Origin of the sequence: Arthrobacter sp. Leaf337 (assembly GCF_001423745.1) — a bacterium.
Classification (GTDB): Bacteria; Actinomycetota; Actinomycetes; order Actinomycetales; family Micrococcaceae; genus Arthrobacter.
Genome location: NZ_LMPC01000028.1, coordinates 42,378 through 68,252, shown reverse-complemented (window position 1 = coordinate 68,252; position 25,875 = coordinate 42,378). Strand labels below are relative to the sequence as shown.

General features: G+C 66.6%; 26 protein-coding genes and 1 pseudogene. 17 read left to right on the top strand and 10 right to left on the bottom strand.

The features are described from left to right. Positions 1-324: 324 nt before the first annotated feature. Positions 325-609, top strand: a complete 285-nt coding sequence (locus ASF98_RS19095; RefSeq protein WP_055805330.1) for a hypothetical protein — start codon at positions 325-327, stop codon at positions 607-609. A 14-nt stretch (positions 610-623) separates the two neighbouring features. Here ASF98_RS19095 and ASF98_RS19090 read toward each other — a convergent pair whose 3' ends face one another. The 6 genes from ASF98_RS19090 to ASF98_RS19060 all read right to left on the bottom strand — a co-directional run bounded on the left by ASF98_RS19090 (position 624) and on the right by ASF98_RS19060 (position 5,446). Continuing rightward, positions 624-2,090, bottom strand: coding sequence for a multicopper oxidase family protein (locus tag ASF98_RS19090; protein WP_055805329.1), 1,467 nt, complete (start codon positions 2,088-2,090; stop codon positions 624-626). Beyond that, positions 2,090-2,362, bottom strand: coding sequence for an SHOCT domain-containing protein (locus ASF98_RS19085; RefSeq protein WP_055805326.1), 273 nt, complete (start codon positions 2,360-2,362; stop codon positions 2,090-2,092). The genes ASF98_RS19090 and ASF98_RS19085 overlap by 1 nt, the downstream gene beginning before the upstream one ends. Positions 2,363-2,496: 134 nt before the next feature. Next, the gene (locus ASF98_RS19080; protein WP_055805323.1) at positions 2,497-2,907 is read right to left on the bottom strand and encodes a hypothetical protein; all 411 of its coding nucleotides are present in this window, start codon (positions 2,905-2,907) and stop codon (positions 2,497-2,499) included. Positions 2,908-3,238: 331 nt separating this feature from the next. After that, positions 3,239-4,120, bottom strand: coding sequence for a F510_1955 family glycosylhydrolase (locus ASF98_RS19070; protein ID WP_055805317.1), 882 nt, complete (start codon positions 4,118-4,120; stop codon positions 3,239-3,241). Positions 4,121-4,201: 81 nt separating this feature from the next. Continuing rightward, positions 4,202-4,837, bottom strand: coding sequence for a DUF305 domain-containing protein (locus tag ASF98_RS19065; RefSeq protein ID WP_055805312.1), 636 nt, complete (start codon positions 4,835-4,837; stop codon positions 4,202-4,204). A gap of 132 nt (positions 4,838-4,969) precedes the next feature. Continuing rightward, the gene (locus tag ASF98_RS19060; RefSeq protein ID WP_055805310.1) at positions 4,970-5,446 is read right to left on the bottom strand and encodes a hypothetical protein; all 477 of its coding nucleotides are present in this window, start codon (positions 5,444-5,446) and stop codon (positions 4,970-4,972) included. Positions 5,447-5,653: 207 nt separating this feature from the next. Here ASF98_RS19060 and ASF98_RS19055 point away from each other — a divergent pair, with 207 nt between their 5' ends. Together ASF98_RS19055 and ASF98_RS19050 are read left to right on the top strand one after the other, a co-directional pair. Then, positions 5,654-6,106 (top strand): universal stress protein, encoded by a 453-nt coding sequence (locus ASF98_RS19055; RefSeq protein WP_055805306.1) that lies wholly within the window; start codon positions 5,654-5,656, stop codon positions 6,104-6,106. 73 nt (positions 6,107-6,179) lie between these two features. Next, entirely contained in the window at positions 6,180-6,590 is a 411-nt protein-coding gene (locus ASF98_RS19050; protein ID WP_055805304.1) for a hypothetical protein, read from the top strand. A 66-nt stretch (positions 6,591-6,656) separates the two neighbouring features. On the opposite strand, the gene ASF98_RS19045 is transcribed toward ASF98_RS19050, so the two are convergent. Continuing rightward, positions 6,657-7,001, bottom strand: a complete 345-nt coding sequence (locus ASF98_RS19045) for a heavy-metal-associated domain-containing protein (RefSeq protein ID WP_055805301.1) — start codon at positions 6,999-7,001, stop codon at positions 6,657-6,659. 724 nt (positions 7,002-7,725) lie between these two features. Between ASF98_RS19045 and ASF98_RS19040 the strand changes: the two genes are divergently transcribed. The 9 genes and pseudogenes from ASF98_RS19040 (at position 7,726) to ASF98_RS19000 (ending at position 17,592) form a co-directional block, all read left to right on the top strand. Continuing rightward, complete coding sequence (locus tag ASF98_RS19040) at positions 7,726-10,302, top strand: heavy metal translocating P-type ATPase (RefSeq protein ID WP_055805297.1); 2,577 nt, start codon at positions 7,726-7,728, stop codon at positions 10,300-10,302. Between the two features lie 12 nt (positions 10,303-10,314). Further along, on the top strand, positions 10,315-11,676 hold the full coding sequence (locus ASF98_RS19035) for a phenylacetate--CoA ligase family protein (RefSeq protein ID WP_055805285.1): 1,362 nt from the start codon (positions 10,315-10,317) through the stop codon (positions 11,674-11,676). 434 nt (positions 11,677-12,110) lie between these two features. After that, entirely contained in the window at positions 12,111-12,497 is a 387-nt protein-coding gene (locus ASF98_RS19030; RefSeq protein ID WP_055805282.1) for an ArsR/SmtB family transcription factor, read from the top strand. Next, positions 12,494-14,449, top strand: a complete 1,956-nt coding sequence (locus tag ASF98_RS19025; RefSeq protein WP_055805280.1) for a heavy metal translocating P-type ATPase — start codon at positions 12,494-12,496, stop codon at positions 14,447-14,449. Before ASF98_RS19030 ends, ASF98_RS19025 begins: the two co-directional genes overlap by 4 nt. Then, entirely contained in the window at positions 14,446-14,955 is a 510-nt protein-coding gene (gene lspA, locus ASF98_RS19020) for a signal peptidase II (protein WP_082506944.1), read from the top strand. Before ASF98_RS19025 ends, lspA begins: the two co-directional genes overlap by 4 nt. Positions 14,956-15,129: 174 nt before the next feature. Further along, positions 15,130-15,429, top strand: a pseudogene (locus ASF98_RS19015) (cation transporter dimerization domain-containing protein); the annotation flags it as partial. Continuing rightward, positions 15,429-16,124 carry a DsbA family protein gene (locus tag ASF98_RS19010; RefSeq protein ID WP_055805272.1) on the top strand — a complete coding sequence of 232 codons (696 nt, stop codon included), beginning with the start codon at positions 15,429-15,431 and terminating at the stop codon, positions 16,122-16,124. The pseudogene ASF98_RS19015 and the gene ASF98_RS19010, both read left to right, overlap by 1 nt. Positions 16,125-16,201: 77 nt before the next feature. After that, complete coding sequence (locus ASF98_RS19005; RefSeq protein ID WP_055805269.1) at positions 16,202-16,810, top strand: hypothetical protein; 609 nt, start codon at positions 16,202-16,204, stop codon at positions 16,808-16,810. 161 nt (positions 16,811-16,971) lie between these two features. Further along, positions 16,972-17,592 carry a copper resistance CopC family protein gene (locus tag ASF98_RS19000; protein ID WP_055805266.1) on the top strand — a complete coding sequence of 207 codons (621 nt, stop codon included), beginning with the start codon at positions 16,972-16,974 and terminating at the stop codon, positions 17,590-17,592. Between the two features lie 83 nt (positions 17,593-17,675). On the opposite strand, the gene ASF98_RS18995 is transcribed toward ASF98_RS19000, so the two are convergent. Then, entirely contained in the window at positions 17,676-18,134 is a 459-nt protein-coding gene (locus tag ASF98_RS18995) for a hypothetical protein (protein WP_055805264.1), read from the bottom strand. Positions 18,135-18,312: 178 nt separating this feature from the next. Further along, on the bottom strand, positions 18,313-18,444 hold the full coding sequence (locus tag ASF98_RS24915; protein WP_235506080.1) for a multicopper oxidase domain-containing protein: 132 nt from the start codon (positions 18,442-18,444) through the stop codon (positions 18,313-18,315). A gap of 701 nt (positions 18,445-19,145) precedes the next feature. On the opposite strand from ASF98_RS24915, the gene dprA reads away from it, so the two are divergent. From dprA to ASF98_RS18975, 5 genes are all read left to right on the top strand, one after another. Beyond that, on the top strand, positions 19,146-20,054 hold the full coding sequence (dprA, locus tag ASF98_RS18990; protein ID WP_055805261.1) for a DNA-processing protein DprA: 909 nt from the start codon (positions 19,146-19,148) through the stop codon (positions 20,052-20,054). Between the two features lie 559 nt (positions 20,055-20,613). After that, the gene (locus tag ASF98_RS18985) at positions 20,614-21,639 is read left to right on the top strand and encodes a DUF4192 domain-containing protein (RefSeq protein ID WP_055805258.1); all 1,026 of its coding nucleotides are present in this window, start codon (positions 20,614-20,616) and stop codon (positions 21,637-21,639) included. A 182-nt stretch (positions 21,640-21,821) separates the two neighbouring features. After that, entirely contained in the window at positions 21,822-21,974 is a 153-nt protein-coding gene (locus ASF98_RS24275; RefSeq protein WP_156372471.1) for a hypothetical protein, read from the top strand. Between the two features lie 507 nt (positions 21,975-22,481). Continuing rightward, on the top strand, positions 22,482-23,825 hold the full coding sequence (locus ASF98_RS18980) for a ParB/RepB/Spo0J family partition protein (protein WP_055805255.1): 1,344 nt from the start codon (positions 22,482-22,484) through the stop codon (positions 23,823-23,825). A gap of 232 nt (positions 23,826-24,057) precedes the next feature. Then, positions 24,058-24,696 (top strand): hypothetical protein, encoded by a 639-nt coding sequence (locus tag ASF98_RS18975; RefSeq protein ID WP_055805253.1) that lies wholly within the window; start codon positions 24,058-24,060, stop codon positions 24,694-24,696. Between the two features lie 180 nt (positions 24,697-24,876). Here ASF98_RS18975 and ASF98_RS18970 read toward each other — a convergent pair whose 3' ends face one another. Next, positions 24,877-25,836 (bottom strand): ATP-dependent DNA ligase, encoded by a 960-nt coding sequence (locus ASF98_RS18970; RefSeq protein ID WP_326950776.1) that lies wholly within the window; start codon positions 25,834-25,836, stop codon positions 24,877-24,879. Positions 25,837-25,875 lie beyond the last annotated feature (39 nt).

The following is a 25,875-nucleotide window of genomic DNA, read 5'->3' as shown; positions in this document are numbered from 1 at the left end:
GTGACGAAGGGTGCGCGCACGATATTTACGATCCCCGGGACGGAGCTCTTGTCCGCAGCGCAGCCCCGGACGTGCTAATTCTGCCCGTGACCTCTGGTGGGCTCGTCCGCGATGGCAATGTGCAGGGTCGGATCACCGGAGTTCAAGATGCCGTGCCCGTTGGCCTCTCGCTCGTTCAACTTTCGATCAGCCGGACGTAAACGCAGCGCACTGGAAGCCACCCTATTCCGGCCCGATGAGCCCGCATCCACGGCTTCAAGCCCCCTTTTCAGATCAGGCACGCCACGCGCTGAGTTCGCGTGGGTCTACGGAAAGTCTCTTGTCATGACCAAAACGCAATCCCTCGTTGTCGCCACCGATGGCTTCCATTCCATCTCCGAAGCGATGATGGCCCTCCAGAAAATGCTCGATGAATCACTCGCCGGTACCTTGAGTCTGCTGGAAGAGGAGGGCAGCAGACTCTGGTCTATTGACTCGGGTACCCATGCTGTGACTTCAGTGCCGTCGGGCATTCCAGCTGCGTCTTCGCAGTCCGGCCGCCCAGTATTGGTCCAATACGTTGCGTCTGCGGTCGTCTTGATCACGTACCAGGAAGGCGGGAATGCCTAACGGTCTTTACGTTCTTACCGGACTTCGATGGCACCCATCATGCCGAGGTCTTCGTGGTCCAGGATGTGGCAGTGGTAGGCGGATCGTCCGCGGAAGTCCTTGAATGCCACCCTGACTTTCACACGCCCGTTTGCGGGGACGTTGACCACGTCCTGCCAGATGGCGGTGTTCGTGCCTTGACCGTTTTGTTCGATGATTTGCATCGGCCAGACGTGCAGGTGGAACGGGTGGTCCATGGGGCTGGTGTTGGTCAGCGTCCATTCCTCCACAGTCCCGGCAGCTACCGTTGTGTCTGTTCTGGCCTCGTTGAATTCCCTGCCGTCGATGGTAAAGCGCATCATGCCCATGCCCATGCCCATGCCCATTCCGGCGGCCAGGAGAATCTGGCGGCTGGCGGCGACGGTGTCGGACCGCAGGTCTCCCAGCCCCAGTTGGGACGGCACGGCCGTCAGTGCTGCGACCGGTTCGCCGGCTACCCGGAGGGTGGCCAGCGCGGCGCCGTCCGGCTGGTGTGCAGGGTTGCGTGTTCCGGACCCCGGTCCCATCATTCCCGGCATGCTTCCCCGGTTCTGGTAGAGCGCGCGCAGCACGGATTCCCCGGTGGTGGTGGTCACGAGGAGGTCCGCCCGGTTTCCGGGCGTGAGGAGCAGCTCGTCGACTGTCTTGGGTGTCGGGAAGCGGCCGGAGTCCATACCCAGGAGCTGCAGCTGCTGTCCGTCGAGTCGCAGCCGGAGGTAGCGGGACACGCAGGTGTTAATGATGCGCCACCGTTCGCGTTGTCCTGGGCGTGCGCTGAATTGCGGGTTGCTTTGGCCGTTGACGAGGATCAGTTCACCTTCCCGGCCCATCATCCGTTCCATCGCCGGGGCTTCCGGGATGTTCCCCAGGCCGTCCAGGGTGGTGTCTGAAATGACCAGTACCCGTTCCGCACTTGCCTCGATCGGTTCAGGGTCTTCGACGATGATTGCTCCGAAGAGCCCGGCGAAGATCTGGTCGGCGACCATGCCGTGGTGGTGGGGGTGATACCAGTACACGCCCGGGGGGTGGTCCTCGGGCAGTTTGTATTCGTAGTCGAAGGTGCCGCCGGGGTCCACCGCGATGAAGATGTTGTCCCCGTTGCCTTCGGGGGACACGTGGAGGCCGTGCACGTGCAGGTTGGTGGCCTGGGTCAGCTTGTTGACGAGGCCAATTTTCAGGACGTCGCCGGGGCGTACGCGCAGCGTCGGGCCGGGGATCCCGCCGTTGTAACCCAGGGCTGCGGTCTGCCGGCCTGCCAGCAGTATCTGTCCGGGTGCAGCCTCGAGCCGTACCTGCAGCTGGCCCTTTGCGCTCCGTTCCTCCCGAGGCTGGGCCAGCTCGCTTCCGGTAACGGGAGTCTCCCGCGACGTCAGGGTCCAGATCAGCCCGGCACTTCCGGCCATTGTCCCCGCGAGGCCGAGCCCACCCAGCAGTACCGCCTGGCGGCGGCTGATGGGCTGCACTACGGGCCCTCACCGAGCACTTTGAGACTTTCGCGGTACTGGTCCGCAGTAAGTTCTCCTCTCGCGAAGCGCTCGTCGAGGATCTGACGGGCCCGGCTGCCACCTGCCGGCGGCGGTGCTCCTGGCCCCTGGGGGCCTGGAGGTCCGTATCCACTACGGACACCGCCGGTAAAGACCCTCACCGCCAGCAGCACCAGCAGCGCGATCCCGAGGAACAGCAGAAGAGTCCAGAGCCACATCCAACCCATGCTTTGTCCGTAACCCCACATCATGACCGGCGCCTTTCGCTTCAGAGGGATACTCCGAGTCTTGGCCCGGCGTCAGCCGGCAGGTAGAGTCCGAGGTCCCGGTCCACCCGGGCCGGTTTCAACGCAACCGCACGGGCCGGCGGATGGCCGGCTGATATTTAGGCCAGCGCAGCCAGGAGCGAAGCGCAGGCCGCTTCGCACCGGCGGCAGGCTTCGGCGCAGATTCTGCAGTGCTCGTGCATACCGGAGTGCTTCTCGCACTCCTCGGCGCAGGCGGCGCAGGCGGTACGGCAGGCCTCCAGAATTGCGCGGCTGATGCCCGCGTTGGACGCTGTTTGGCGGGTCATGACGGCTCCGGTGGCGGCGCAGATGTCCGCGCAGTCCAGATCCGTGCGGATGCACGAGGCAAGTTCGGCGACCATGTCTTCGGCAAGGCACGCGTCAGCGCAGGCTGTGCAGGTCTGGGCGCACTCAAAGCACGCGGCGATGCATTCGGCCAGCTTTGTTTTCTCGGCGCTTTCTGCCGCCTGGGGGTGAACGTCGAGCATGGCAGCGATGTGGTGGGTCATGACGCAGCTCCTGTCGCGCGGTGATGGGGCGGCCGGCCTGCCCGGCCGTCATGCCCACCCTAAACCCGCGATGCTCACGCCGTCAGCCCCTAGGAAGGGACCAAGGGCCCCTTCCTAGGGGCTGACGGGCCCCGGCACGATGACGGGGCCCGTCAGGAACAACAGAATGCGCTGGAGGAGGACCCTGGCGGTGTATTCGCCGGCTTGAAGGGGCAAGGTCTGCCGGCCCTGGAAGGCCCTATCGAGACGAACCGCCGCGACTCCGCAGAACCTTGGACGGACGACGGAGCACATGATGGGCAGGACCATGTACGCGCCACGCGTGGTGCGGTCAGGAGGCGTCGGCGGGCCCGAACGTGACTCCTCCGTCGGTGGAGACGACGATCCCGCTGGCAGTGGCGGCCCAGATGGTGGGGCTTGCCTCCGGACCCTTCACTGCCGCCACGGCCTGGACCGTGTCCTGGATTTTGCCCTTTCGGGTCCAGGTCGCGCCGGCGTCTGCCGAGATGTGGACTGTCCCGTCGGGTTCGATTCCGACCGCCTCGGCGGGGCTGGCGAAAGCGGCGAACTGGGCCACTGGTCCGGAGTCCACCGAGGTCCAGGTCTTACCGCCGTCCGTTGAGCGGCGGATCCCTTGTGGGGTGGTTGCCAGGACCGTGTCGCTGGTGGGGTTCCCGGCTAGGACGGCCGGGACGAAATCCGCAGCCACCGTGGTCCAGCTTTTCCCGTCCGGGCTGGTGCGCAGTGCGCCGTCGAAACCGACGATTCCGGATTTGGTCGCGGTGAGCGCATGGAAGTCGGATTCACCCTGACGGGAGAGCTTTTTCCAGGTCTTACCGGCGTCGGTGGATCTGATCAGCCCGAGCGGGTTGGCCATGTCGGAGCCTTCCCCGGGGTGTCCGGAAGCGTAGAGGACGCCGTGATCGGTGCCGCCGGTGAAACCCATCAGGTCGTTGGTGGCCCCGATCTTGGCAGCGGGCTGCTTCGTGACGTCGAACAGGCCATCGTGGGTAGCCAGGAGCACCTGGCCGGTTGTGCTGACGCTCAGCCCGTGCACGTGGGCGTCCGGCAGGGAGCTAGCGGCGCTGCTGCCTGCGGGGGCGGGTCCGGCCGCGCCGGAGGACGGGCTGCATGCGGACAAGGCAAAGATGAGGCCGACGCCAGCTGCCAGGATGGCTGTCGCACGGCCCCGGGAACGGGAGGGATTGGGCATGGGGGCTCCAAGGAATCAGATGGGAGTGGAAGGTCAGGGGGTTGGCGCCGGCCCGCGAGGGGCCGGCGCTTAGGGCAGCGGTCAGAGGGTGGCCAGCAGCTCCTGCATTTCCTTGATTTCGGCTTCCTGGGCCGTCACGATGTCCTTGCTGAGTTTAATCGCGTCGGCGTTCTTACCCTGGGACATTTCGGTCTGGGCCATCCTGACGGCGCCCTGGTGGTGGACAACCATCTGCGTCAGGAAGAGCTTGGCCGCTTCGGTGCCCTGGGCGGCCTCGAGCCGCTTCATGTCGCCCGCGCCCATCATGCCGTCCATGGTGTGGCCGGCACCCATGGTCGCGGATTCGTTCCAGGTCTTGAGCCAGCCGGTCATCGTTTCGATCTCCGGTGCCTGGGCTGCCTTGATCCGTGTGGCCAGGTCGGTGACCGAGGCGGGGATGTCCTTCTTCTGAAGCATCATCTCGCTCATCTCCACGGCCTGTTCGTGGTGCGGAATCATTCCCTGGGCGAACATGGTGTCGGCCTCATTGTGTTCGGTAGCAGCGGCCGGTGCACTGCTGGACATCATCCCGGGCCCCATGCCCGGCATTGAGCTTGCGGAGGACGCAGGGCTGCTGGGCGTGGCAGACGGTGCGGGGGAACTGGTTGAGCAGCCGGCAAGGGCCAGGGCACCGGCGATGGCGGTCGCGGAAAGGGGCAGAAATTTCGTGTTCATCATGGCTGTTTAAGTCCTTCAAGACATCAGTGGGCGCGTGGGCGCCAAGGGAGTGTGTGCATCAGTGATGCGCCTGGTTCAGGGGAGAGCCAGGAAGGGGCGGGCGCCGGTCAGGTCACAGCGCAGAGCCCCGTTTTACGTTCGGCTGATGCAGAGCTCGCCGGGTGAGGGACTGCCGGGAAGATAGGACCACCGCGGGCCGATCGCGCTCGGCACCGCCGCGTTGGTGTTCCGGACGATGATTCCGGTGCCGGGCAGCGGGGCGGCCAGGGAGCCGGTTTTCGCTGACGGGGTGCAGGCCGCTGTCATGGACTGGATGCTGGTGCAGTTGCCCGAGTCCGTGCACTGCACGGTCCGGGCACCGGCTTCGTCTTGTGCTGCGGGCGTCTCCGGGGCGGAGGATGGTCCGGCAGGAGCTTCTACCGCGTGGCCGGCAGGGGAGGAGTCGTGATGGGCGCCGGCGGTTGCTGCCGCCATGGCGGGGGAGTGCATGGCATGGGTGGCGGTCATGACATGCATACCGAAGATCCCGGCGATCAGGGCCAGGATCGCGGTAAACAGGCCCGCACGGCGAAGGAACGTGATCGCAGGGGCGTGTGCCGGTGCGGTCATGACGGTCCTCCCTTCTGGTGCGGGCTTTCTGTTTTAAGGTTACCGGCCCTGTGGCAGGGCACGTACCGGTACAACGATCCTGTAAGGGACTTTGTTTCTGCCGCCGACCGGGGCAGGTGAGGGCCGGGATGCTCGGAACCTTGCGGGCCAAACCCTGCGGGGACCACACTGGGGGCAACAGATGCAGGACGTGCGGAAGGCGGGCTCATGGCCGGCGACGGTGTCTTCAGGATCGTGGCCGGGGTGGACGGTTCTGCCCCGTCGCGTCTCGCCCTGGAATGGGCAATTACGGAGGCCCGACTGCGTAACGGCCAGGTCAGGGCCGTGACCGCGTGGGAGTTCCCGCCCGTCACGGTCGGCATGGAAGGCCTGGTCTGGGACCCGGACGTCTTCCCTCAGGCCGCACGCCAGCTCCAGAACGAGGCCCTGAAACGCGTGGACACCGGGGGCGTTACGGTGACCGGGGACGTTGTCCAGGGAAACGCGGCCGCCGTACTCCTGCGGGCGGCCGGGAACGCTGACCTGCTGGTCGTGGGGTCCCGTGGTCTCGGCGGATTTACCGGATTGGTGCTCGGCTCCGTGTCCACCCAGGTTCTCCATCACGCCCCCTGCCCGGTGCTCGTGGTCCGGAACCGGTCCCGGGCCGTAGGCGAGGAGTGAGGGATCCGTTGATTCGCAAGGGGACCCCCTCCAGCGTAAGCAGCGGGCCCTGACCGGTGACCACTCCTCCCACGTGCGTCCGCGCCGCGGCCCCGACGGCGGGACGGCTCCAGTGCGGACCGTCCGCGGGAGGCTCCACGCGCTGTGGCACACGGTGGTCGGGGCAGTGGGCCTGATCATGGGATTCCTTCCACACGTCCTGCACCACATCGGGCTGCTCGCCGGAACCGCGCTGGTGGCCGGATCCGGCGGCACCGCATTGTTCGGGGCACTCGGGCTTCTGGCATCCATTCCGATGCTGGTCCGCCTCTACCGCCGGTTCGGCAGCTGGATCGCACCGGCGCTGGGACTACTGGTCTTCGCCGCCATGTTTTCCCTGTCAGCGTTTGTCATCGGCCCGGCAATCAGTGGCACCGGAGCCGACGTGCCCCCGGGGCCGGTACCCACCCCGGGCCACACCAGCGAGCACACCGGAGGCCACTGAACACCGGGAAATCGCTGAACACCCGGTAGGGAGGTCCTTCGCCGGGGCCAAGGGGGCGTGGAGACGCTACTTCGCGCCGGTCAGGGCGTAGCCGGAGGAGCGCACGGCCTCAGCCAGCGACTCCTGGTCGGCGGTGCCGGTGACACTGAGCCGCGACGTTCCGCCCGGGACCAGGTCCACGGCCGCTGAGCGGACTCCGGATACACCGGACACGGCCTTTTCGACGGTCTGGACGCAGTGCCCGCAGGTCAGCCCTTCCAAGGCGTACTGCGTACCGGGCACCTGAGCCTCCGACGTTCCGGCGGCCGGAGCCGCAGCCTGCGTTTCGGCCGCGGGGGCGCAGCAGCTGCAGCCGTGCTCCGCGGTGGAGGCCAGGGGGAGTTGGGTTCGTGTTTCGGTTGTTCCGCACATGTCAGTTTTCCTTCGAAGCGTGGGATAAAAGAGCTGTTGTGGTTGAACGGCTGTAGCGGCCTGGGGCCGGACAAACCACGTCACTGACAACACCTCCAAGGATACCCCCTGGGGGTATAAGCCGCAAGAGTTATTAGCACCATCCTGCTACCCCTCTCCTCGTATGGTTTCCTGCCATGGTTCCAAGGATCCGAGGGCCCTGCTTGACCCCTTAGGCGAGCCTCGTGCCTCATCTGGTTTAGGTCCCGCAGTTTCCCCGGGGAAAGCGGCCACCTGACCCACGGCCGGCGAGGCCAAGGCAGGTGGACGAAGGACTCTCTGATGCGGCAGGCCTGGCGGGTTGATAGTGAACCGCAAGGGCAGACGTGCCCCTGAGCGCCGTCGGGAGGCAGCAATGGGCGCCTGGGATACATCCTGATAGGGCGCCAGGGACGCCGAGAGCCATCCGTCGTCATGTCGGAGCAGGGGCATTGACGTATACCCCTAGGGGGTATATGTTCGCCTTAACCGGAAAACGACGTCCCGGGCCACGGCCCATACGCAGTGAAGGTCCGGCAGCGGGTGGACCGAACCCGCAGCCCTCCCCTGATCCCTCATTGCCAAAGGACACACCTTGCCTGCCGCACCCCAGCCCGCACACGATCACCAACCGCCAGTGGCCAACACCAGCTTGCCTGCTGATCCGGACGGCCCGTCCGGCAGCAGCGGCGCCGAAGGAGGAGCAGTGAGCACGCTTCTGAAACGCACCGTCGTGGAGGTCCGCGGCCTGAACTGGGCCACCTCCAAAGTGGTCGTGGAACATGTCCTGCTGCAGCGGCCCGGAGTCGTCGCCGTCGACGCGAACCCGGTCGCCCAGACCGCGACCGTGAGCTATGACCCGTCCGTGACCTCCTTGGAGCAGATCTCCGGGTGGATCCGGGACTGCGGATACCACTGCCGGGGCGAATCGGTCCCCGACCACATCTGCTACCCGATGGACGAAACAGGACCCACACCCGGGACGGAGCATGACACCGCCGGCAAGTCCGAAGCCGCCCATCCGCCGTCCGGACACGTCCACCCCGGTGCCGCACACACAATGGACCATGTGCACCCCACGGAGCCTGATCACCAGGGCATGCACGCGCGTCATGCGCCGGAAACCGCGGAACCCCACCCAGGCCATGCCCGGCCGCCGGCGGACAGCCATGCCGGCCACGGGCCGGGTCCGCACCCCGGGCCGACCCGGACCCCGCAGGACATGATGGGTCACGGCGGACACCACGGCGGAATGTCGATGGATGACATGGTCAGGGACATGCGCAACCGGTTCCTGGTCGCGGCGATCCTGTCGGTGGGCGTGACGCTGTGGTCGCCGATGGGCCGGGACATGCTCGGCTTCACCGCGCCGGCCCCGTTCGGGCTTCGTGACGATGTCATGGCCCTGATCCTGTCCCTGCCGGTCATCTTCTACTCGGCCTGGATCTTCTTCGACGGCGCCTACCGGGCGCTGAAGGCCCATACCCTGGACATGATGGTCCTGGTCGCGATCGCCGTGGGCACCGGGTGGCTTTACAGCGTCTGGGTCACCTTCACCGGCGGCGGTGAAGTGTTCTACGAAGCCGCCACCGTCCTGACCTCCTTCGTGCTGCTGGGCCACTGGTTCGAGATGCGCGCACGCGGCGGGGCGAACGAGGCCATCCGCACGCTGCTCGAGCTTGCCCCGCCGGTCGCGGTCGTCATCCGTGACGGCGACACGGTCGAGATCCCCACCTCCGAAGTCCAGACCGGGGACCTGCTGCTGATCCGGCCGGGATCGAAAATCCCCGTTGACGGGGAGGTCGAGGACGGCCAGTCAGAGGTCGACGAGTCCATGGTCACGGGCGAAAGCCTTCCGGTGACCAAGAGCACCGGCTCGGAAGTCATCGGCGCGTCCATCAACACCACCGGCACGATGCGGGTCCGGGCCACCAAGGTCGGCGCCGACACCGCCCTGGCCCAGATTGTGGCTCTCGTCCAGGAGGCCCAGAACTCCAAGGCACCGGGCCAGCGGCTGGCCGACCGGGCCGCGTTCTGGCTGGTCCTGGTCGCCCTGATCGGCGGAACCCTGACGTTCGCCGTTTGGCTCGCCCTCGGCGCCGGCGTCGAGACGGCCCTGCTGTTCGCGATCACCGTTGTGGTGATCACCTGCCCCGACGCGCTGGGGCTTGCCACCCCGACGGCCATCATGGTGGGCACCGGCCTCGGCGCCAAACGCGGCGTCCTGTTCAAGAACGCCACCGCCCTTGAAGTTTCCGCCCGGATCGACACCGTCGTGATGGACAAGACCGGAACCCTGACCAAGGGCGAACCGGAAGTGACCGACGTCGTCGTCGAGGGAATAGACGAAAGCGAACTCCTGGCCCTGGTCGGGGCGGTGGAGCAGGAATCCGAACACCCGCTGGCTGCGGCCGTGGTCCGGCATGCCCGGGAACAGGGTGCACCCGTCCTGGCAGCCTCGGATTTCCTCAATGTTCCCGGTCACGGCGCCGGCGCGACCGTGGACGGGCACCGGGTGCTGGTCGGCAACCGCAGACTCATGGCCAACGAAGGCATCGACTTGGGCCCGCTGGCCGCGGTGCGCGATGAACTTGCCGCCACCGGACGGACCGCCGTGCTCGTCGCCGTCGACGGCAGGGCCGCGGCGGTGATCGCGCTGGCGGACGCCGCGAGGGAAACTGCGGCCGCCGCCGTCGCGGCCCTGCACGAGGCCGGGATCGAGGTCGTCATGCTCACCGGGGACAACGAAGCGACCGCCCGGAGGATCGCCGGCCAGCTGGGCATCGACACCGTCATCGCCGAGGTGCTTCCCGGCGACAAATCAGCGAAGATCGCCGAACTTCAACGGACGGGGAAGAAAGTCGCCATGGTCGGCGACGGCGTCAACGACGCCCCGGCCCTGGCCCAGGCCGACCTCGGCATCGCGATCGGCGCCGGCACCGACGTGGCCATCGAAACAGCCGACCTCGTCCTGATGCGCTCGGACCCGCTGGATGTGCCCATCGCCCTGCGGATCGGCAAAGGCACCCTGCGCAAGATGCGCCAGAACCTGGGCTGGGCAGTAGGGTACAACGCGATAGCCCTGCCCATCGCGGCAGGGGTCTTCGCCTTCGCCGGCCTTGTCCTCAGCCCCGAGATCGCGGCCCTCTCGATGTCCGGGTCCAGCTTCCTGGTCGCCGTCAACGCCCTGCTGCTCAAGAGGCTCCGGCTGCCCCGGCCGGAAACACCCGAGGCCACCACCGCGCATGCTGACCGGCCGCTGGCCCCGGCCGGTAACCGCTAGGCGGCCGCGGCCATGGACCTCCGCCTCATCACCCGTGTGCTGTTCCTGCGGGCCGCCTGGCGGAGACGGGACCACTGGGACGCAGCCCAAATCACTGCCCACCAGGACCACGCCCTGCGGGAGCTGCGCCGCGCAACCTACGCCGGCTCGGAGTTCTACCGGCGCCATCACGCCGGCCTGCACGACGCCCCCCTGCACCAGCTGCCGTCCGTGACGAAAGCGGACCTCATGGAGCACTTCGACGAAGCCATCACCACACCGGACCTGAGGCTGGCGGATCTGGAGAACCACCTGCGATCCCTGACGCAGAGCGGGGGAGACCCGGGAGTGCCGTGGAAGGGCAGGTGGTGGGCTGCGGCGACCGCCGGCACCACGGGCCGGCGCGGAACCTTCGTCTGGAACCGTTCCGAATGGGCGACCGTCCTGGCTTCCTATGCCCGCGCCAACGACTGGGCCGGGATCTCCGCCGGGCTCACCAAGCCGCTGAAAATGGCATTGGTGAGTTCCCGCGTGCCCACACACCAGTCCGCCGTCGTCGGTGCCTCGCTGCGCTCCGGACTCGTCCCCACGCTCCGCCTGGACGTCACCGCACCCCTGGAGGAGACGGTCGCCGCGCTCAACCGGTTCCAGCCCAGGATCCTCGTCGGATATGCCTCAGCGCTGAAACCCCTCGCGGCAGAGCAGCGCGCCGGGAGGCTGCGCATTTCACCGGAGGGCGTGATGTCCGCCTCCGAAGTGCTCAGCCCGCACACCGCCGCCGAGCTGGAGGAGGCGTGGGGGAGCGCTCCCTTTGATGTTTACGCCGCCACCGAAACGGCCGGGATCGCCTCCCCCTGCACCTACCGGAACCGCCACGTCTACGAAGACCTGCTCATCGTTGAACCCGTGGACCAGGCCGGAAACCCCGTGCCTCCGGGAACCACCGGGGCAAAGCTCCTCGTCACGGTCCTGTTCTCCCGCACCCTTCCGCTGATCCGCTACGAAATGTCCGACACTGTCAGCCTGGGCGGACGGGGCTGCCCCTGCCGGCGCTCCTTCACCGTCCTGGAGGACATCGAAGGGCGCATCGAAGATGTCCTGCAGCTGCCCGGGAAGGCAGGCACGGTCAATGTCCATCCGATCGTGTTCCACCACGTCCTCGATGAAGCCGGGAGCGCGGGGTGGCAGGTCATCCAGAAGCCTTCCGGGCTTCGCGTGCTCCTCGCCGGCCTCGCTCCCGGAGCCTCCACCGAGGGGGTTGGGACAGCCGTGGCCGGCGCGCTCGAGGACGCCGGTGTAGTCGACACCCCGGTGGATGTGCATGTTGTTGAACGCGTTGAACGGACCGCTTTAGGGAAAGCACCCTTCGTGCGAGGGTTGCCGGGCAGGCGATGACACGTCCGTCCTCCTGAAGACAACCCCCACCGGCATCCGGGGATGCGTCGAAGAGGGGCAAATTGGAACGTCGTCGGTTTGCGGGCGAGCTCTCCTGCAGAACTGCGCCTCGGTCAGGGGCAGCTCCCGAAGTGTGTTGACCGCTACTGCCGGCCCGGAGCGCCTCGGCATATTCTCCACGGTAGAGAGTGGTGAGAGGGGCTTCGGATGTACCTGCCCTGGTTAGGGCGACGCGATATCTCGGCCGGCTTGCTCGTGGGTTAGTGCCAGGAAGCGGCCTGCACGCCGAAAGTCACGGGTGTGGGGATCCCTTGTCGGACGCCTTTCAAGTCCGATGTGCACCGGCTTGCCTTTTATCGGATGAGGCAGGCTTATGGACGTCCGGCCTTACGGCGTCCGACAATGACATCATCGAATGCCGCTATCATCGTTTTATGACGATTGAATCCGTGGTTCCCATCGATCCCTGCGGGCAGCTCGATCCCGCGGCGGCGCTGTTCCATTCCCTCAGTGACCCGACCCGGCTGAGCATTGTGAAACGGATGGCCGGCGGCGAGGTGCGTGTTGGTGACCTCACCGGCGAGCTGGGTCTGGCCCAGTCGACCGTATCTGCCCATGTGGCGTGCCTGCGTGACTGCGGCCTGGTGGAGGGGCGGGTGCAGGGCCGCAGTGTGTACTACTCGCTGTCCCGTCCGGAGCTGATGGACATGCTCGCCCAGGCCGAGGTACTGCTTGCTGCCACCGGCAATGCGGTCAGCCTGTGCCCGAACTACGGCACCGGCAGTACGGGTGCGCCCATGATGAAAGTGAGCGAACGATGAGCGACGCCTGCGGCTGCGGCGACGAAAAGACCGGGACCGGAGTGTCCGAAGAGGCGGAGGAGACCGTTGGGTTCTGGCAGGTCAGCGAGGTCCGGGCGGCAGCGGTGTCCGGTGTCCTGCTCCTGGTCGCATGGGTCGCTTCGCTGACCGGAGGGCCGCAGTGGCTGACACTTTCCCTGGAGATTGGCGCGCTGCTGGTCGCCGCCTGGACGTTCGTTCCCTCCACCCTCCGGCGCCTGGTAAAAGGCAAGATCGGGGTCGGGACGCTGATGACGATCGCCGCAGCCGGTGCGGTCGCCCTCGGGCAGTACGAGGAGGCCGCCATGCTGGCCTTCCTTTACGCCATCTCCGAAGGCCTCGAGGAGTACTCGATGGCTAAAACCCGCCGGGGGTTGCGTGCCCTGCTGGACCTTGTCCCGGCCGAGGCGACCGTCCTGCGCGGGGGCATAGAAACCACCGTCCCCCCAGCAGAACTCACCCGCGGAGACCGGATGGTTGTCCGGCCGGGGGAGCGCCTGGCGACTGACGGCAGGATCATCACCGGCCGCACGTCCCTGGACACCTCGGCGCTCACCGGCGAATCCGTGCCGGTCGAGGCCGGGCCGGGAAGCGAGGTCTTTGCCGGGTCGATCAACGGAACCGGCCCGCTTGAGGTTGAAGTGACCAGCACGGCGGAGAACAACTCACTGGCCAGGATCGTGCACATCGTGGAGGCCGAGCAGTCCCGCAAGGGACCGGGCCAGCGCCTGGCCGACTCCATCGCCAGCAAGCTCGTCCCGGGTATCCTGATCGCCGCTGTCATGATCATTATCTTCGGCTTCATCGTGGGGGAGCCGCTGCTGTGGTTCGAACGGGCCCTCGTGGTCCTGGTCGCCGCCTCGCCCTGCGCACTGGCCATCTCCGTGCCCGTGACGGTCGTAGCCTCCGTGGGCGCGGCCAGCCGCATCGGCGTGCTCATCAAGGGCGGCGGCGCCCTGGAGACTCTCGGCAAAATCCGCACCATCGCACTGGACAAGACCGGAACGCTCACCCGCAACAAGCCCGCCGTGATCGACGTTGCTGCGACCGGCGCAGCCACCCGGGAACACGTCCTGGCCCTCGCTGCCGGACTGGAGGCCCGCAGTGAACATCCGCTCGCCCGCGCCATCCTCGCCGCGGCCACGGACCGGGCGGTCGTCACCGATGTTGACACCATCCCCGGCGCCGGTCTGGAAGGTCGGCTCGAGGGCAGGACCGTCCGCCTTGGCCGGCCGGGCTGGATCAACGCCGGTCCGCTGGCCGCCGTGGTCGAGCGGATGCAGCATGCCGGCGCCACCGCTGTCCTGATCGAGGACGACGGCCTGGTCATCGGGGCGATCGCGGTCCGTGACGAGCTGCGCCCCGAAGCTCGCGAGGTCATCGCCCGGCTGAGCGCTTCCGGTTACACCACGGCCATGCTCACCGGCGACAACCTCATCACGGCCACCGCGCTGGGTAAGGCCGCGGGCATCAGTGAAATCCACGCCGACCTTCGTCCCGAGGACAAAGCGGAGATCATCCGCACGCTCAAGGCCCGGCAGCCAACCGCCATGGTCGGGGACGGCGTGAACGACGCCCCGGCACTCGCGACCGCCGACACCGGTATCGCCATGGGGGCCATGGGCACCGACGTCGCGATCGAAACCGCCGACATCGCCCTGATGGGAGAGGACCTGAAGCACCTGCCCCAGGTGCTGGACCACGCGCGCAGGACCCGGCAGATCATGCTCCAGAACGTTGGCCTGTCCCTGCTGCTGATCGCTGTGCTGATCCCACTGGCCCTGCTCGGCATGCTCGGCCTGGCCGCCGTAGTGCTGATCCACGAACTGGCCGAAATCGTCGTGATCGCAAATGGCGTTCGGGCAGGCCGGCTCCGCAGCAGGACAGCGTTGGACGCTACCGCTCCTGTACCCGCGCTGGAACCGACCGCGTGAGGGCCGAAGCCACCGTCCGGCCGGGCGTACCTGCCCGGAGGGCACGACGGTTCAGGATGGTGCTGCTGCTCTGGGCGGCCGTCCTGGCCGCATCCGACCTGGTCGTCAAGGCCATGGCCGAGGCCCTGCTCTCCACCGGCGCGACGACCGACCTGGGCCCGATCAACATCCGGCTGCTCTACAACCTCGGTGTCGCGTTCAGCCTCGGCGCGGACCTGGCACCCTGGATCGTCATCGCCGCCACCGGGCTGATCATCGCGGCCCTGACCTGGTACACCGTCTCCACCGCCCCGTCCATGACCGGCCTGTCGCGGGCAGGATCGGCCCTGCTGCTGGGTGGCGCCACCGGGAATTTCATCGACAGGCTCGATGGGCACGGCGTCGTCGACTACCTCCACAGCGGCTGGTTTCCAACCTTCAACCTCGCCGACGTGTTCGTCACTACTGGAGTCGCGCTCCTCGTCATGGGCACCATCCTGTCCCCTCGGGCAGGGACCGGCGACTGACCGCCGCCCCGCCGCCCGCTCCTCACCGGCCACCTCCGCAAGGAGCATGCTTCCGGCCGGACGGGATCGCTCCCCGGACACAGCTGCACCGCGATGACCCGGATCGCTTCGGCCGCCGACAGGTCGATGTCCCGGTCTCGTCAGGCGGCCCGACGGGACTAAGCCCCTTGCGCCTCGGGCCTGATGGAAAACGCACCCCAGGGACTGGACATGGCAGAAGTCCGCGAACACATCCTGGCGCTGCCCCACGTCATTGACGTCCATGACCTGCACGCCTCCCTCGTAGCTTCCGGAACCCCGGTCCTCTCGGCCCACGTCACCGTCGAAGACAGCTGCATGACCGACGGTCATGCAGCCACCATCCTCGCCGAGCTGCAGCGCTGCGTGGCCGAACACTTCGACGTCAGCGTCGAACACTCCACCTTCCAAATCGAACCCGCCGCCCACCGCGACCAGGAAAGCATCCCGCACTAATGACACAGACACCCACGAAACCCGCTCCCGCTCCGAAAGACCCGGCCAAGAAGGCCCGCCTCGTCATCTGGATCCTGCTCGGCGTCATCGTCGCCGCCGGAGTGATCTGGTATGCCGTCTTCACCACCACGAAACCCGCGCCGGCCCCGGCGCCACCGGCGGCGGCCGCGGAACTGGTCCGCGAGGACAGCCACCGCGTCACCACACCCGCCACGGAGAAAGCCCAGCTCGTCGAGTTCCTGGACTTCGAATGTGAGTCCTGCCGCGCCGCCTATCCCCTCGTCGAGGAACTCAAGAAAGAGTACGGAGACCGGATCACGTTCGTGAACCGGTACTTCCCGCTCCCGGGACACCGGAACTCCGGCACCTCGGCCCTGGCCGTGGAAGCTGCCGCGCAGCAGGGCCAGTACGAGCAGATGTACGCCAAGATGTTCGAAACCCAACCCCAGTGGGGCGAAAAGCAGGACTCCCAGGCGCCGCTGTTCAGGACCTTCGCGCAGGAACTGGGGCTGGACCTGGCCAAGTACGACGCGGCCGTGGCGGATGAGAAAACCATTGACCGGATCCGGAAGGACGTCGCCGATGGCAGGGCCCTTGGCGTGACCGGAACGCCCACCTTCTTCCTCAACGGTGAGAAGCTGGTCCTGAGCACCGAGGCAGACTTCCGGCAGAAACTGACCGACGCCGCCAAGTAACAGCAACAGACCCAGGGTGAGCCCGGCGAGGGCGCCCCCGTGGTCAATAGGTACCCATCGGAGAGGAGCGGCGTGCCATGACACAACAGCGTGCGCCGTTCCGGCTGCTCCGCACAGCCGTCGTGGCGGCCGCGGTCATCTCACTCGCCGCGGGAGCCCATATCCTGGCCGGCGGGCAGCTCCCACCGGCACCGGTGATGGCCGCCTTGACGGCCCTGACTGCGCTCGGTGTGGTCGTCGTGACCAAATGGGAAATGACGGCATTCTCCCTGGCCGCAGTTCTGGCTGCCGGGCAAACACTGCTCCACGAAGCCTTCTCCATCCTCTCGGGAGCCACGGCCCCGCCGTCGAACGCCCCGGCGCTCCACGTCCATGAAACGGTCGTCCGCGTCCCGGCGGCCTCTGCCGGACAGGAACTGCACCGGCACTTGCCGGCGGACCTTGATCCGCCCATGCTGACGCTGCACGTGTTCGCAACACTGGCCACCGCGGTCCTGCTGGCCAGAAGCGAAGCAGCGCTCTGGGCCCTGGCAGCATGGCTACGCCCGCTGACGGGCATTCCCGTGGTGCGGATTCTGTTCCTGCCGCGTCAGCCCCTGCCTGCTCCCCGGACCGTCACGCTGCGCCGATGGAGGGTTCTGCGTCGTCCCCCCTTGCGGGGACCACCTTCCGCCGCCTGCATCTAACGGCACAGCGACTTCTCTTCGACCCAACCCTGTCGTCACCGCCGGTGACGACCTACGGATCCCGGCACGTCCGTTCAGCGAACGCGCCAGAATTACGCATTGTGCCGTGGTGCAGATCAGCAGCGATGACCCATGTCTCCCACGGAAGAACAGAACCGACAATGAATGCACGACTGACCCTCAAGACACGCCTCCGGCTGGCAGCCGTCGCCGTGATCATGATCCCCGCGGCCTCAACAGCCTCGCCGGCCCTGGCGCACGACGCACTCTCATCCACGAGCCCGACCCAGGGCTCCGTTGCAACTACGGCCCCGGAAACAGTGACCCTGACACTTTCGGAACCGCCGGCGAACTCCGAGAACCTGAATTTCAGCACCATCACCGTCACCGACGGCGCCGGGAAAACCGTCAGCGACGGCAAAGTCACCGTTTACGGCCCGACACTCACCACCACCCTCGACCCGGGAACGGCCGGAACCTACACCGTCCTGTGGCGGACCGTGTCATCTGACGGACACCCCATCGAAGGAAAATACAGCTTCACCGTCCAGACCGCGGCCGGCGCCGGAGCCCCCACGTCTTCGGCGGCGCCCACCGCCACGCCGTCGACCGCCTCGCCGTCGGCCGCCCCCACCGCGGCCACGGCTCCCGCACCAACCCAGGTTCCGCCGCCCAACAACGACAACGCCCCGCTCGTTCTCGGGATCGCAGCGGCCATCCTGGCCGCCGCCATCGGTGCAGGGCTGCTCCTGCGCAACAGGCGCAACAACCCCACGCCGTAGCTCAAACGCCCCTGTCCCCCTGGGCACCCACCCAGGGGGACACGGGCAGGAGCCGCTCCGGGCAGGCTGATCGGGCCTCGGCGTCAGACCACCGGGACGGGACTGCGACGGGAAAGCACCATCCGCAACGCCATGGCAGTGACGGCGGCGCCGGCCATGACCACAAACGACACCACTCCGGCGGTGAACAACACCGGAGCGAATCCGGGAGGCGGCACGGACGAATCCGCCGCGGCAATAATGGACCCCCAGTAACCAGCCGTGCAGACCAGCCAGAGTGCACCCGCAACGCCGGCCGCCCAGGACAAGCGCGAGAACCACCGCCACCCGACTCGGTAGGAAAGGGCCACGGCGACCAGGATGACTCCGGCGACGGCGAGCAGCTGGGCGCCCAGAAGATACGGTCCCGCCACCAGACCGACGGGCACGCACAGTCCGCCGATCATGAACAGCCGACGGGCACCAAGCGGCATCGCCCCGGGCTTGTCCTGAACGGCAGCCGCACCCGAGCTGTTCCGGGCAGTCGTGGTCTCTTTTGTCATGGTGGTACCTGTTCCTGGCTGACCTGCCCCGGCTTCACGCAACCGGTGCAGGTGATGGCACGACCAGATTCTTTCGGACTCTGTCTGGGCCGCACTCGAGACAGTACAGGCTTCGCTTGATCGACCGGCCCGGGCACCGCTTAACCCGACTTCTGATCAGGTCCGTCGATGAGACGTCTCACAGGACCTCGATGGCACCCATCATGCCGAGGTCCTCGTGATACAGGATGTGGCAGTGGCAAACGGGGCGGCCGCGGAAGTCCCTGAATGCCACGCTGACCTTCACACGACCGTACGCGGGTATGGTCACCCGTCCCGCCAGGTGACGGGGTTCGTCCCTTGGCCGTTTTCCTCGATGATTTGCACGGGGTAATGGGACACCCAGATGAATGCGCACGTTGTTGAACGCCCTGAACGGACCGCTTTGACGAAAGCACCCTTCGTGCGGGGGCTGACGCGCCCGCACTGACCAGTCCTTCCTCCTGAAGAAAGAAACTCCTGCCCGGCTTGCGGGGACTCGGCGCGCGAAGGGACGTACCGCGGAAGACGCCGCCTGCCTCGTCGGCCGGAGCCGCGCAAGGCTTTACCGCCGCCAGCAAGCCCCCGCTGCACGCGAGAGCACCACAACATAGGCGCTCCTGAACATCGGGTGACGGACGCCATCGTGCCCCAGCCTCGCCCGGGTGGCGCCAGGGTTAGGCCCTCGGACCTCGCTGCGCTCGGGCTGTTAAGGCGTTTTCTGTTTTTTGCTGCTGTCCTCCGGATCGTACGTGCCCGCTCCACCGGCTCAACCGTCCTGCGGACGGCCGCGCAACCGACGCCTTGTGTCGGCGCTTCGCTTATTTCCTCCCACAACCCCTCCACTGCTTGCCCTTCGGGTTGCCCCGGCTCCGTCGGGCACAGCTACGCGCTGCTCCGCCAGCAGGCAAAAACGACCGGGGGAGAGGGAAAGCTGGCCGGTCACCAAGGCCGCCCCACCCGCCGGATCCTCAGCAAAGGACGAGAAAAACCATGAACGATCGCATTGCACGCGCAGCCCTGACCCGACTCTTCGAACCCGGCGACCGTGTCGGTCGGGCCCTCGTGGGCAGGCTCGGTGCGTACGCCGCGTTGAGGCTTGCCACCGGCGCGCAGACCGTACACGCCATTCCGGAGGCCACGGTCGAAGAACTCTCAGAAGCGTTGAGACGGTGGGCGCCGCGGGTTCCGGAGGTCGACCCGGAGAAGGACCTGGCAACCATCGAACGCCTGGGCGGCGGGTTCCTGATCCCGGGGGATGAACGCTGGCCTGAAGGCTTGGACGATCTGCCCGACGCCCCGTACGGGCTGTGGTACCGGGGCAGCATCGACAACGGCATCCCGGCGCCTTCGAAGTGTGTGGCCCTTACCGGTTCCCGGGACTCGACCAGCTACGGCGCCTCCGTTACAGGGGATATGGCATACGGGTTGGCCCAACGTGGAATCTGCGTGATCTCAGGCCTTGCCTACGGCATCGATGCGCACGCGCACCGGGCCGCGTTGGCCGGAAGCCAGGGAGAAGGACCGGCGACCCTCGCGGTGCTGGCCGGAGGCCTTGACCGTGACTACCCGTCCGGTAACGCTGACCTCGCGGCCGCGCTCCGCGGTAACGGCCTGACCCTCTCAGAGCTCCCGCCCGGTTCCGCCCCGACCCGGCACAGGTTCCTGCAGAGAAACCGCATCATCGCCGCCCTCGCAGGGGTGACCTGTGTCGTGGAAGCCCGGTGGCGTTCAGGGGCGCTGAACACCGCCCACCACGCCGAAACCATTGCCCGGCACGTCGCGGCCGTCCCCGGGAGCGTGCACAGCGCCAACTCCGCAGGATGCCACCGGCTCCTGAAAGAAGGCGCGGCGGTGCTGGTGTCCGATGCAGCCGAACTGGCCGAACTCCTCGCAGACTAGCCCCTTCAGGTGGCCGTCCCGTTGCCGGGGCGGTCACCGCTGGCGGTCCGCCGTCGTGGCCGGCCTACGCTGTGGGTCGGCGGCGGCGGACCGCCAATCGCACACTCAGTGCCGGCGACCAGGGCGCGCGGCCGCCGGAGTCGGGGACGCCGAAAGAAGACCCGGGGTGCTGATGAAGGGTTCGCAGGGCTCACCAGGAAAAGGGCGTCCGCTGGCGCGGCCGGCTGTGGGTCCAGTGCCGGCTCCGCAGGGCTCCGCCGTCTCTGGCCCAGTCTGTCTACGACCTTTTGGCTGCTGTCCTGTCGGATTGTACGTGTCCGCTCCGGCCCGTCTAGCCCCTCCTTCGTCGGGGCCTGCGGCGCACGAAATGTCCCTGCGGCGCTCCTTCGTCGCTTATTTCCTCCGGGAATTTCCCGCCCCTTGCCCAAGGGTAGACAGGCCTCCGTCGGCCACAGCTCCGCAAGCTTCGCCAGCAGCCAAAACAACGGGGGAGAAGGGAAGCTGGCCGGTCACCACGAGCCGCCCCACCCACCATCATCCTCAGCAAAGGACTTTGAACATGAACGACGCAATCCGCATCTCCAGCCCCGCCGACATCCTCGGTTTCATCCCGCACACCCTCGGGTTCGTACCGCAGGAATCCTTCGTGTTTTTGACCATGCGGGGCAGGACACTGGGCGCGACACTGCGCGTCGACGCCCCCGCGTCAGCCGAACCCGTCGCGTTCGCCCGCTCCATGGTGGAATACCTCGCACTGGACACTCAGGCCACGGCGGTGCTGCTGGCCATCTACACGGCCAGCACCCCGGCGCCCGGTCAGCCCCGCCCCTTCCACGACCACGTCGAGGCCGTCATTGAGGCCCTGGACAGCGCGGGTACCCCGCTGCAGGACGCGTGGCTGGTCACCCCGTCGCACTGGCAAAACCTCCTGTGCGACAGCGACGCCGGGTGCTGCCCGCCCGAACCGTTGGAATCCATCACCGACGGGCAGCTGAACGCGGAACTGGTGTTCCGTGGCAGCAGCTACCAAAAGAACCCCGGCACCAGCTACGCACCGTTCGCAGGCCCGGCAGACAGGGAGGAACAGATCCGCCACGCGCTCCCGGGCGTGCTCGGCGCGGAACTGGACCCGGGCCGGGAACTGTGGGCAGAGGCCCTGACCCGGGACAGCTGGACGGACCCGCAGACAGCGGCGGAGCTGCTGGCCTGCTTCCAGCGCCCGGACCTGCGCGACGTGATGTTCTGCAACGTCATCGACCCGGATCGGACCGACGCCGAGGAAAGCGGGAATCTGCTCGTGGGGGAGGGGATCGCCCCGGACTGGAACCGCGTGGACCGGGCGCAGGAAACCGCCCGGAACCTCATCGACGCCGCCCCCGAAGGCTACCGGGCGCCCCTGCTGACCCTGATCGGATGGCTGACGTACCTCAAAGGCCAGTCGTCAGTAGCCGGAGACCACTTTGGGCTTGCTTTGGCTGATACACCGGGTTACCGGCTCGCGGAACTGATGGGCCAGCTGGTGAGCCGGGGAACCATCGCCCCGGTCGCGAAGAACCAGGCAACCGCCTATAAGCGGCACCACTAAAAAGCGTCGGGCCGGACCGGGAAACGGTCCGGCCCCGTTGGGTGCGCCGGGCGGCCTCCCCCGCATGCGCTCCTCCGGCCGCCGATCACGCTGCCGCGGGCGCAGCACCAGCGGCGGGCAACGGCCAGACGCCGGGCTAAAGTGGGAAAGGAACACGACCACTAAGAGCCTGGGGGCAGCACATGAGCCACGAGTACATCCTGACGGACGAAGACGCAGCACCTGCCGATGCCACCCATGCCCAGGACATCCTCGAGCTCTCGATGTTGACCATGCCGCAGCCGAGCGCCCCCATCGTTGATATCTCCTGGGAGAAATCCCCGCTGGACCTGTAAGTTTCCTGCAGCGATGACGCTGCAGCCCTAATTTTCCTTTTGCTGAGGGAAAACTGAGGCCGGCCCCACGGGGCCGGCCTCAGCCCTTTTAAACGCTGAAAAGGGCCTCGCTTCGCTCGGGCTGTAGAAGCGTTCTTCTTGTTTTGGCTGCTGTCCTGACGGATTGTACGTGTCCGCTCCGGCCCGTCTAGCCCCTCCTCTGTCGGGGCCTGCGGCGCACGAAATGTCCCTGCGGCGCTCCTACGTCGCTGATTTCCTCCGGGAATTTCCCGCACCTTGCCCTGCGGGTAGACAGGCCTCCGTCGGCCACAGCTCCGCAAGCTTCGCCAGCAGCCAAAACAACGGGGGAGAGGGGAAGCTGGCCGGTCACCTGAACTGCCCCACCACTGGTCCGCGCCCGCACCCTTTTCCAGCCGCTTGACAGACATAGAAGCGTCGGGGAGAAGGGAGCTGGCCGGTCACCTGGCCGCCCCACCCACCCCAATCCTCTGCAAAAGGAGCAACACCATGAACGCAACACCCACGCTTGAAATGCTCGACCCGGCAACACTGACCGTTGATATCAACGTTCGCAAGGATGCCGCACTGACCGTTGAATTCATTGCCAGCATCAAAGAACACGGCGTCATGGAACCTGTGATCGCCCACCGCAAAGACGACGGAACCGTGCACGTCCTGATGGGCCAGCGCCGCACCCGCGCCGCCGTCGAAGCCGCACGCGAGACCATCCCGGTGATGATCATCAACAGCCCCGAAGAAGCCGAACGCATCGTGACACAGGTAGTGGAGAACATCCAGCGCACCGAACTGACCGAAGCCGACGAAGCCGACGCCTACCACCAACTGTCCCTGATCGGCGTATCCGCCGCCGCGATCGCCAAGAAGACCGGCAGAACCAAAACCACCGTCGAAAGCGCCCTCAAAGCCAAGTCCACCAACACCGGAACCGCCGCCCTAGGCAAGGGCTACACCGTCGAGGAAGCCCTGATTCTGGCCGAGTTCGAGGACGACGCGGACGCGACCGACGAACTGGAATCAGTGATCCGGGACGAAGCTGACATGCTCCTGCACGTCACCCAACAGCTCCGCGACAAGCGGGACCGCGCCGCCGCACTGGCCGCACTGACCGCCGAACTGGAAGCGGCAGGAACCACCGTTGTTCCCGACTGCGGCTACGGAGAGGACAGCGAAACGCTCAGAGTCACATCGCTGAAAAGGGCAGACGGGGAAGCGGCCACCGACGAAGACGGAAATGCCGTCTACATCGAGACGGACTACAGGGGCGAGCACTCCGCCGTCGCCGTGGTCACCGGCTGGCAGGAACTCGGCTACACCCTGCGCTATTACAGCGGCTACGGCACGTCATCGGCCCCAAAAGGCCCCATGACCGAGGAACAGAAAGCCGAACGAAAGACCCTGATCGAGAACAACAAACTGATGCAGTCAGCCACCACGGTCCGGCGCGAATGGGTCAAAAATCTGCTGGCCAGGAAGCAGGCCCCCAAGGGCTGGCAGTACTTCACCGTCCACGCCATCACCCACCACCCCGAAACCGCCAGCGGATACGAGGGCAAGGTCGCCGCTGAAATGGTAGGAGCGAAGTTCGAAGAGTCCAATCAGTGGGCATGGAACCCGTTGAGGGACCACGTCGCGAAGACCACCGCACGCCCCGAGTTCGCACTGATCGCCCTGATCTGCGCCGGGTACGAAAAGACCATCCAAAAGGACTCGTGGCGCTCACCCAGCCAGACCCACCGGGACTACCTAAACCAGCTGGTCACATGGGGATACACAGCAAGCGAAGTCGAACAGATCATCATCGACAGCGACCAAAAGACCGAAGCCGCCTGATCTGAAACACCTTTGCCGGGCGGAACCCCCACCGCCCGGCAAAGTCCCAGCTCACTCACCACGATAGGGCCAGGAACCTCCCAGAACCGGGCGGTCCGCCGCCCACGGCGAACCACAGCAGCCACTCACCAGCGGCGGACCGCCATTCGCGGCCCATCCCGGGCGACCGGGTGCCGCGCTGCACCACCGCCACCTACCAACAATGTCCGCCCTCAAACTTAGGATGACCACCATGAAAGCCCGACTGAACCTGATCACTGCCGGCACGACCACCTTCCGATACCTTGCCTACGCTGGAGCAGCAGGCGGCATCCTGGGGATCATCACCAACCCGGCTGAAAGTGTGGCCCTCTTGGTGTTGCTGCTAGCAGGCTGGGGCCTGATGGCGACGCTGGCCCTGATCACTTTCGCGGTGTGCCGGCTCTACTTCACCGGCCCCCTGCCGAAACTCCGTCCGACCGGTACACACGCGAAAATTCTCCTCCTCGCCGTGCTACTGCCGTTATCGCAAGGCTGGTCTGTCGACTTCTTCTTCGTCAGCATCGGACTCATCCTCTCCGGGCTGACCATTTTCATCGGACTCACCCTCCGCCCCGTCAACGAGGAGGACGAGGCACCGAACCGGGGCAATGACCACCCCGGTCAGACGCCCGCCGGGCGGTTCACGAGAGCACTCGCTCGTGTGCTCGAAGACAGCCGGCCGCCGCTGCCCAACCTAACGCCGGGGGAAGTCGCCGCACATGCGGACCTCTTCGGCCGGAACGGCAAAACAAGAATCGACCGCAAATCCCAAACAGCAACCGTGGCAACCAGGGACGGTTACCGTGCGACGTATCGGCTCAGTGACGGAGCGCGACTTGGCGGCACCTGAACGGGTCTTCCAACAGCTCGCCCCGTGGAGAACCACTGCCGACCCCACCGCACGCCTCAAAGTGATGTGGAGTCCCGGGCCAGCGGCAGCACCAGAAACAGTTCAGCTAAGCTGAACCCACAGATTTCCTTTGCAGAGGGAAACCCCAGGCAGGGCCGGCTCACGCCGGCCCGGCCGCTTTTAACGCCCTTCCTTGAGCGTCGATGGCAGGTCAACCCCGCCCGGATCCAGCTCGGGACGGACCCGTAAGAACCTGAGTGCGTGGCGAAAAGACTGGCCGGACCAGGCAACATCCGCCGAAACCTCCACCACCAGAGGTTCCACCCGCGTCAGCCGGACAGGTCCTTTGTCCTTACTGAACCTGTCCAGAGCGCCCTGACTGATCTCTTCCGGCCACGGATGAGTCGATACGGGTGGCCTCAGGTAGCGGGCCACCTCACGCCCCACCTTTGACGAGAGGACCGAGGACCGGCCAACGATCCGGAGCTGATTGTCAAAGACCAGGCCCGCGACGATCGCTGTGGGCTCTGTCCTGCTTCCGATCACGGCGCCGCACACTACGTCCAAGACGTTTCTGTGTTTGACCTTTGACCAAATTCTCTGCCCACCGTCATAGGTCTGCGCCGTCCCTTTGATGACCAGACCCTCGATACCCGTCGCCGGCATCTCCTCAAACCAGCGAGTCGCCAGCTCCCGATCCCTCGTCGCCGGGGAGAGGTTCAATGGAGGGCGCCAATCCGCGGCCAGCGCCTCCAGCAGTTCCCTCCTGCCAGAGAGCGGAACGCCGCGAATGTCGCGACCGGCGACTGCGAGCAGATCAAATGCCGCGAACGACGCCGGGAGCTCCCGTACCAGGGAGGCCAGCTGCGTCTTCGATGTCGTCATCCGGCGCTGGAGTGCATCAAAGTCCAGCCGGCCTTTTGACCAGATGATTGCCTCGCCGTCCAGGACGACCCCGGATGGGAGCTGGTCTTCTGCAGCGGCTACGAGTTCAGGGAAAAAGCGGGCCAAATCAGTTTCCTGCCTGGACCACAATGACGCTGCGCCGGCGTCCACAGAAATTCCGAGACGGAAGCCATCCCACTTGGGCTCATAGAGACAGCCCCCCGGTAGCGCGCCGGCGGCCGGGATCCGGGGCACCACCTTGGCCAGCACCAAGGGCACCGGCGGGGAAAGTCC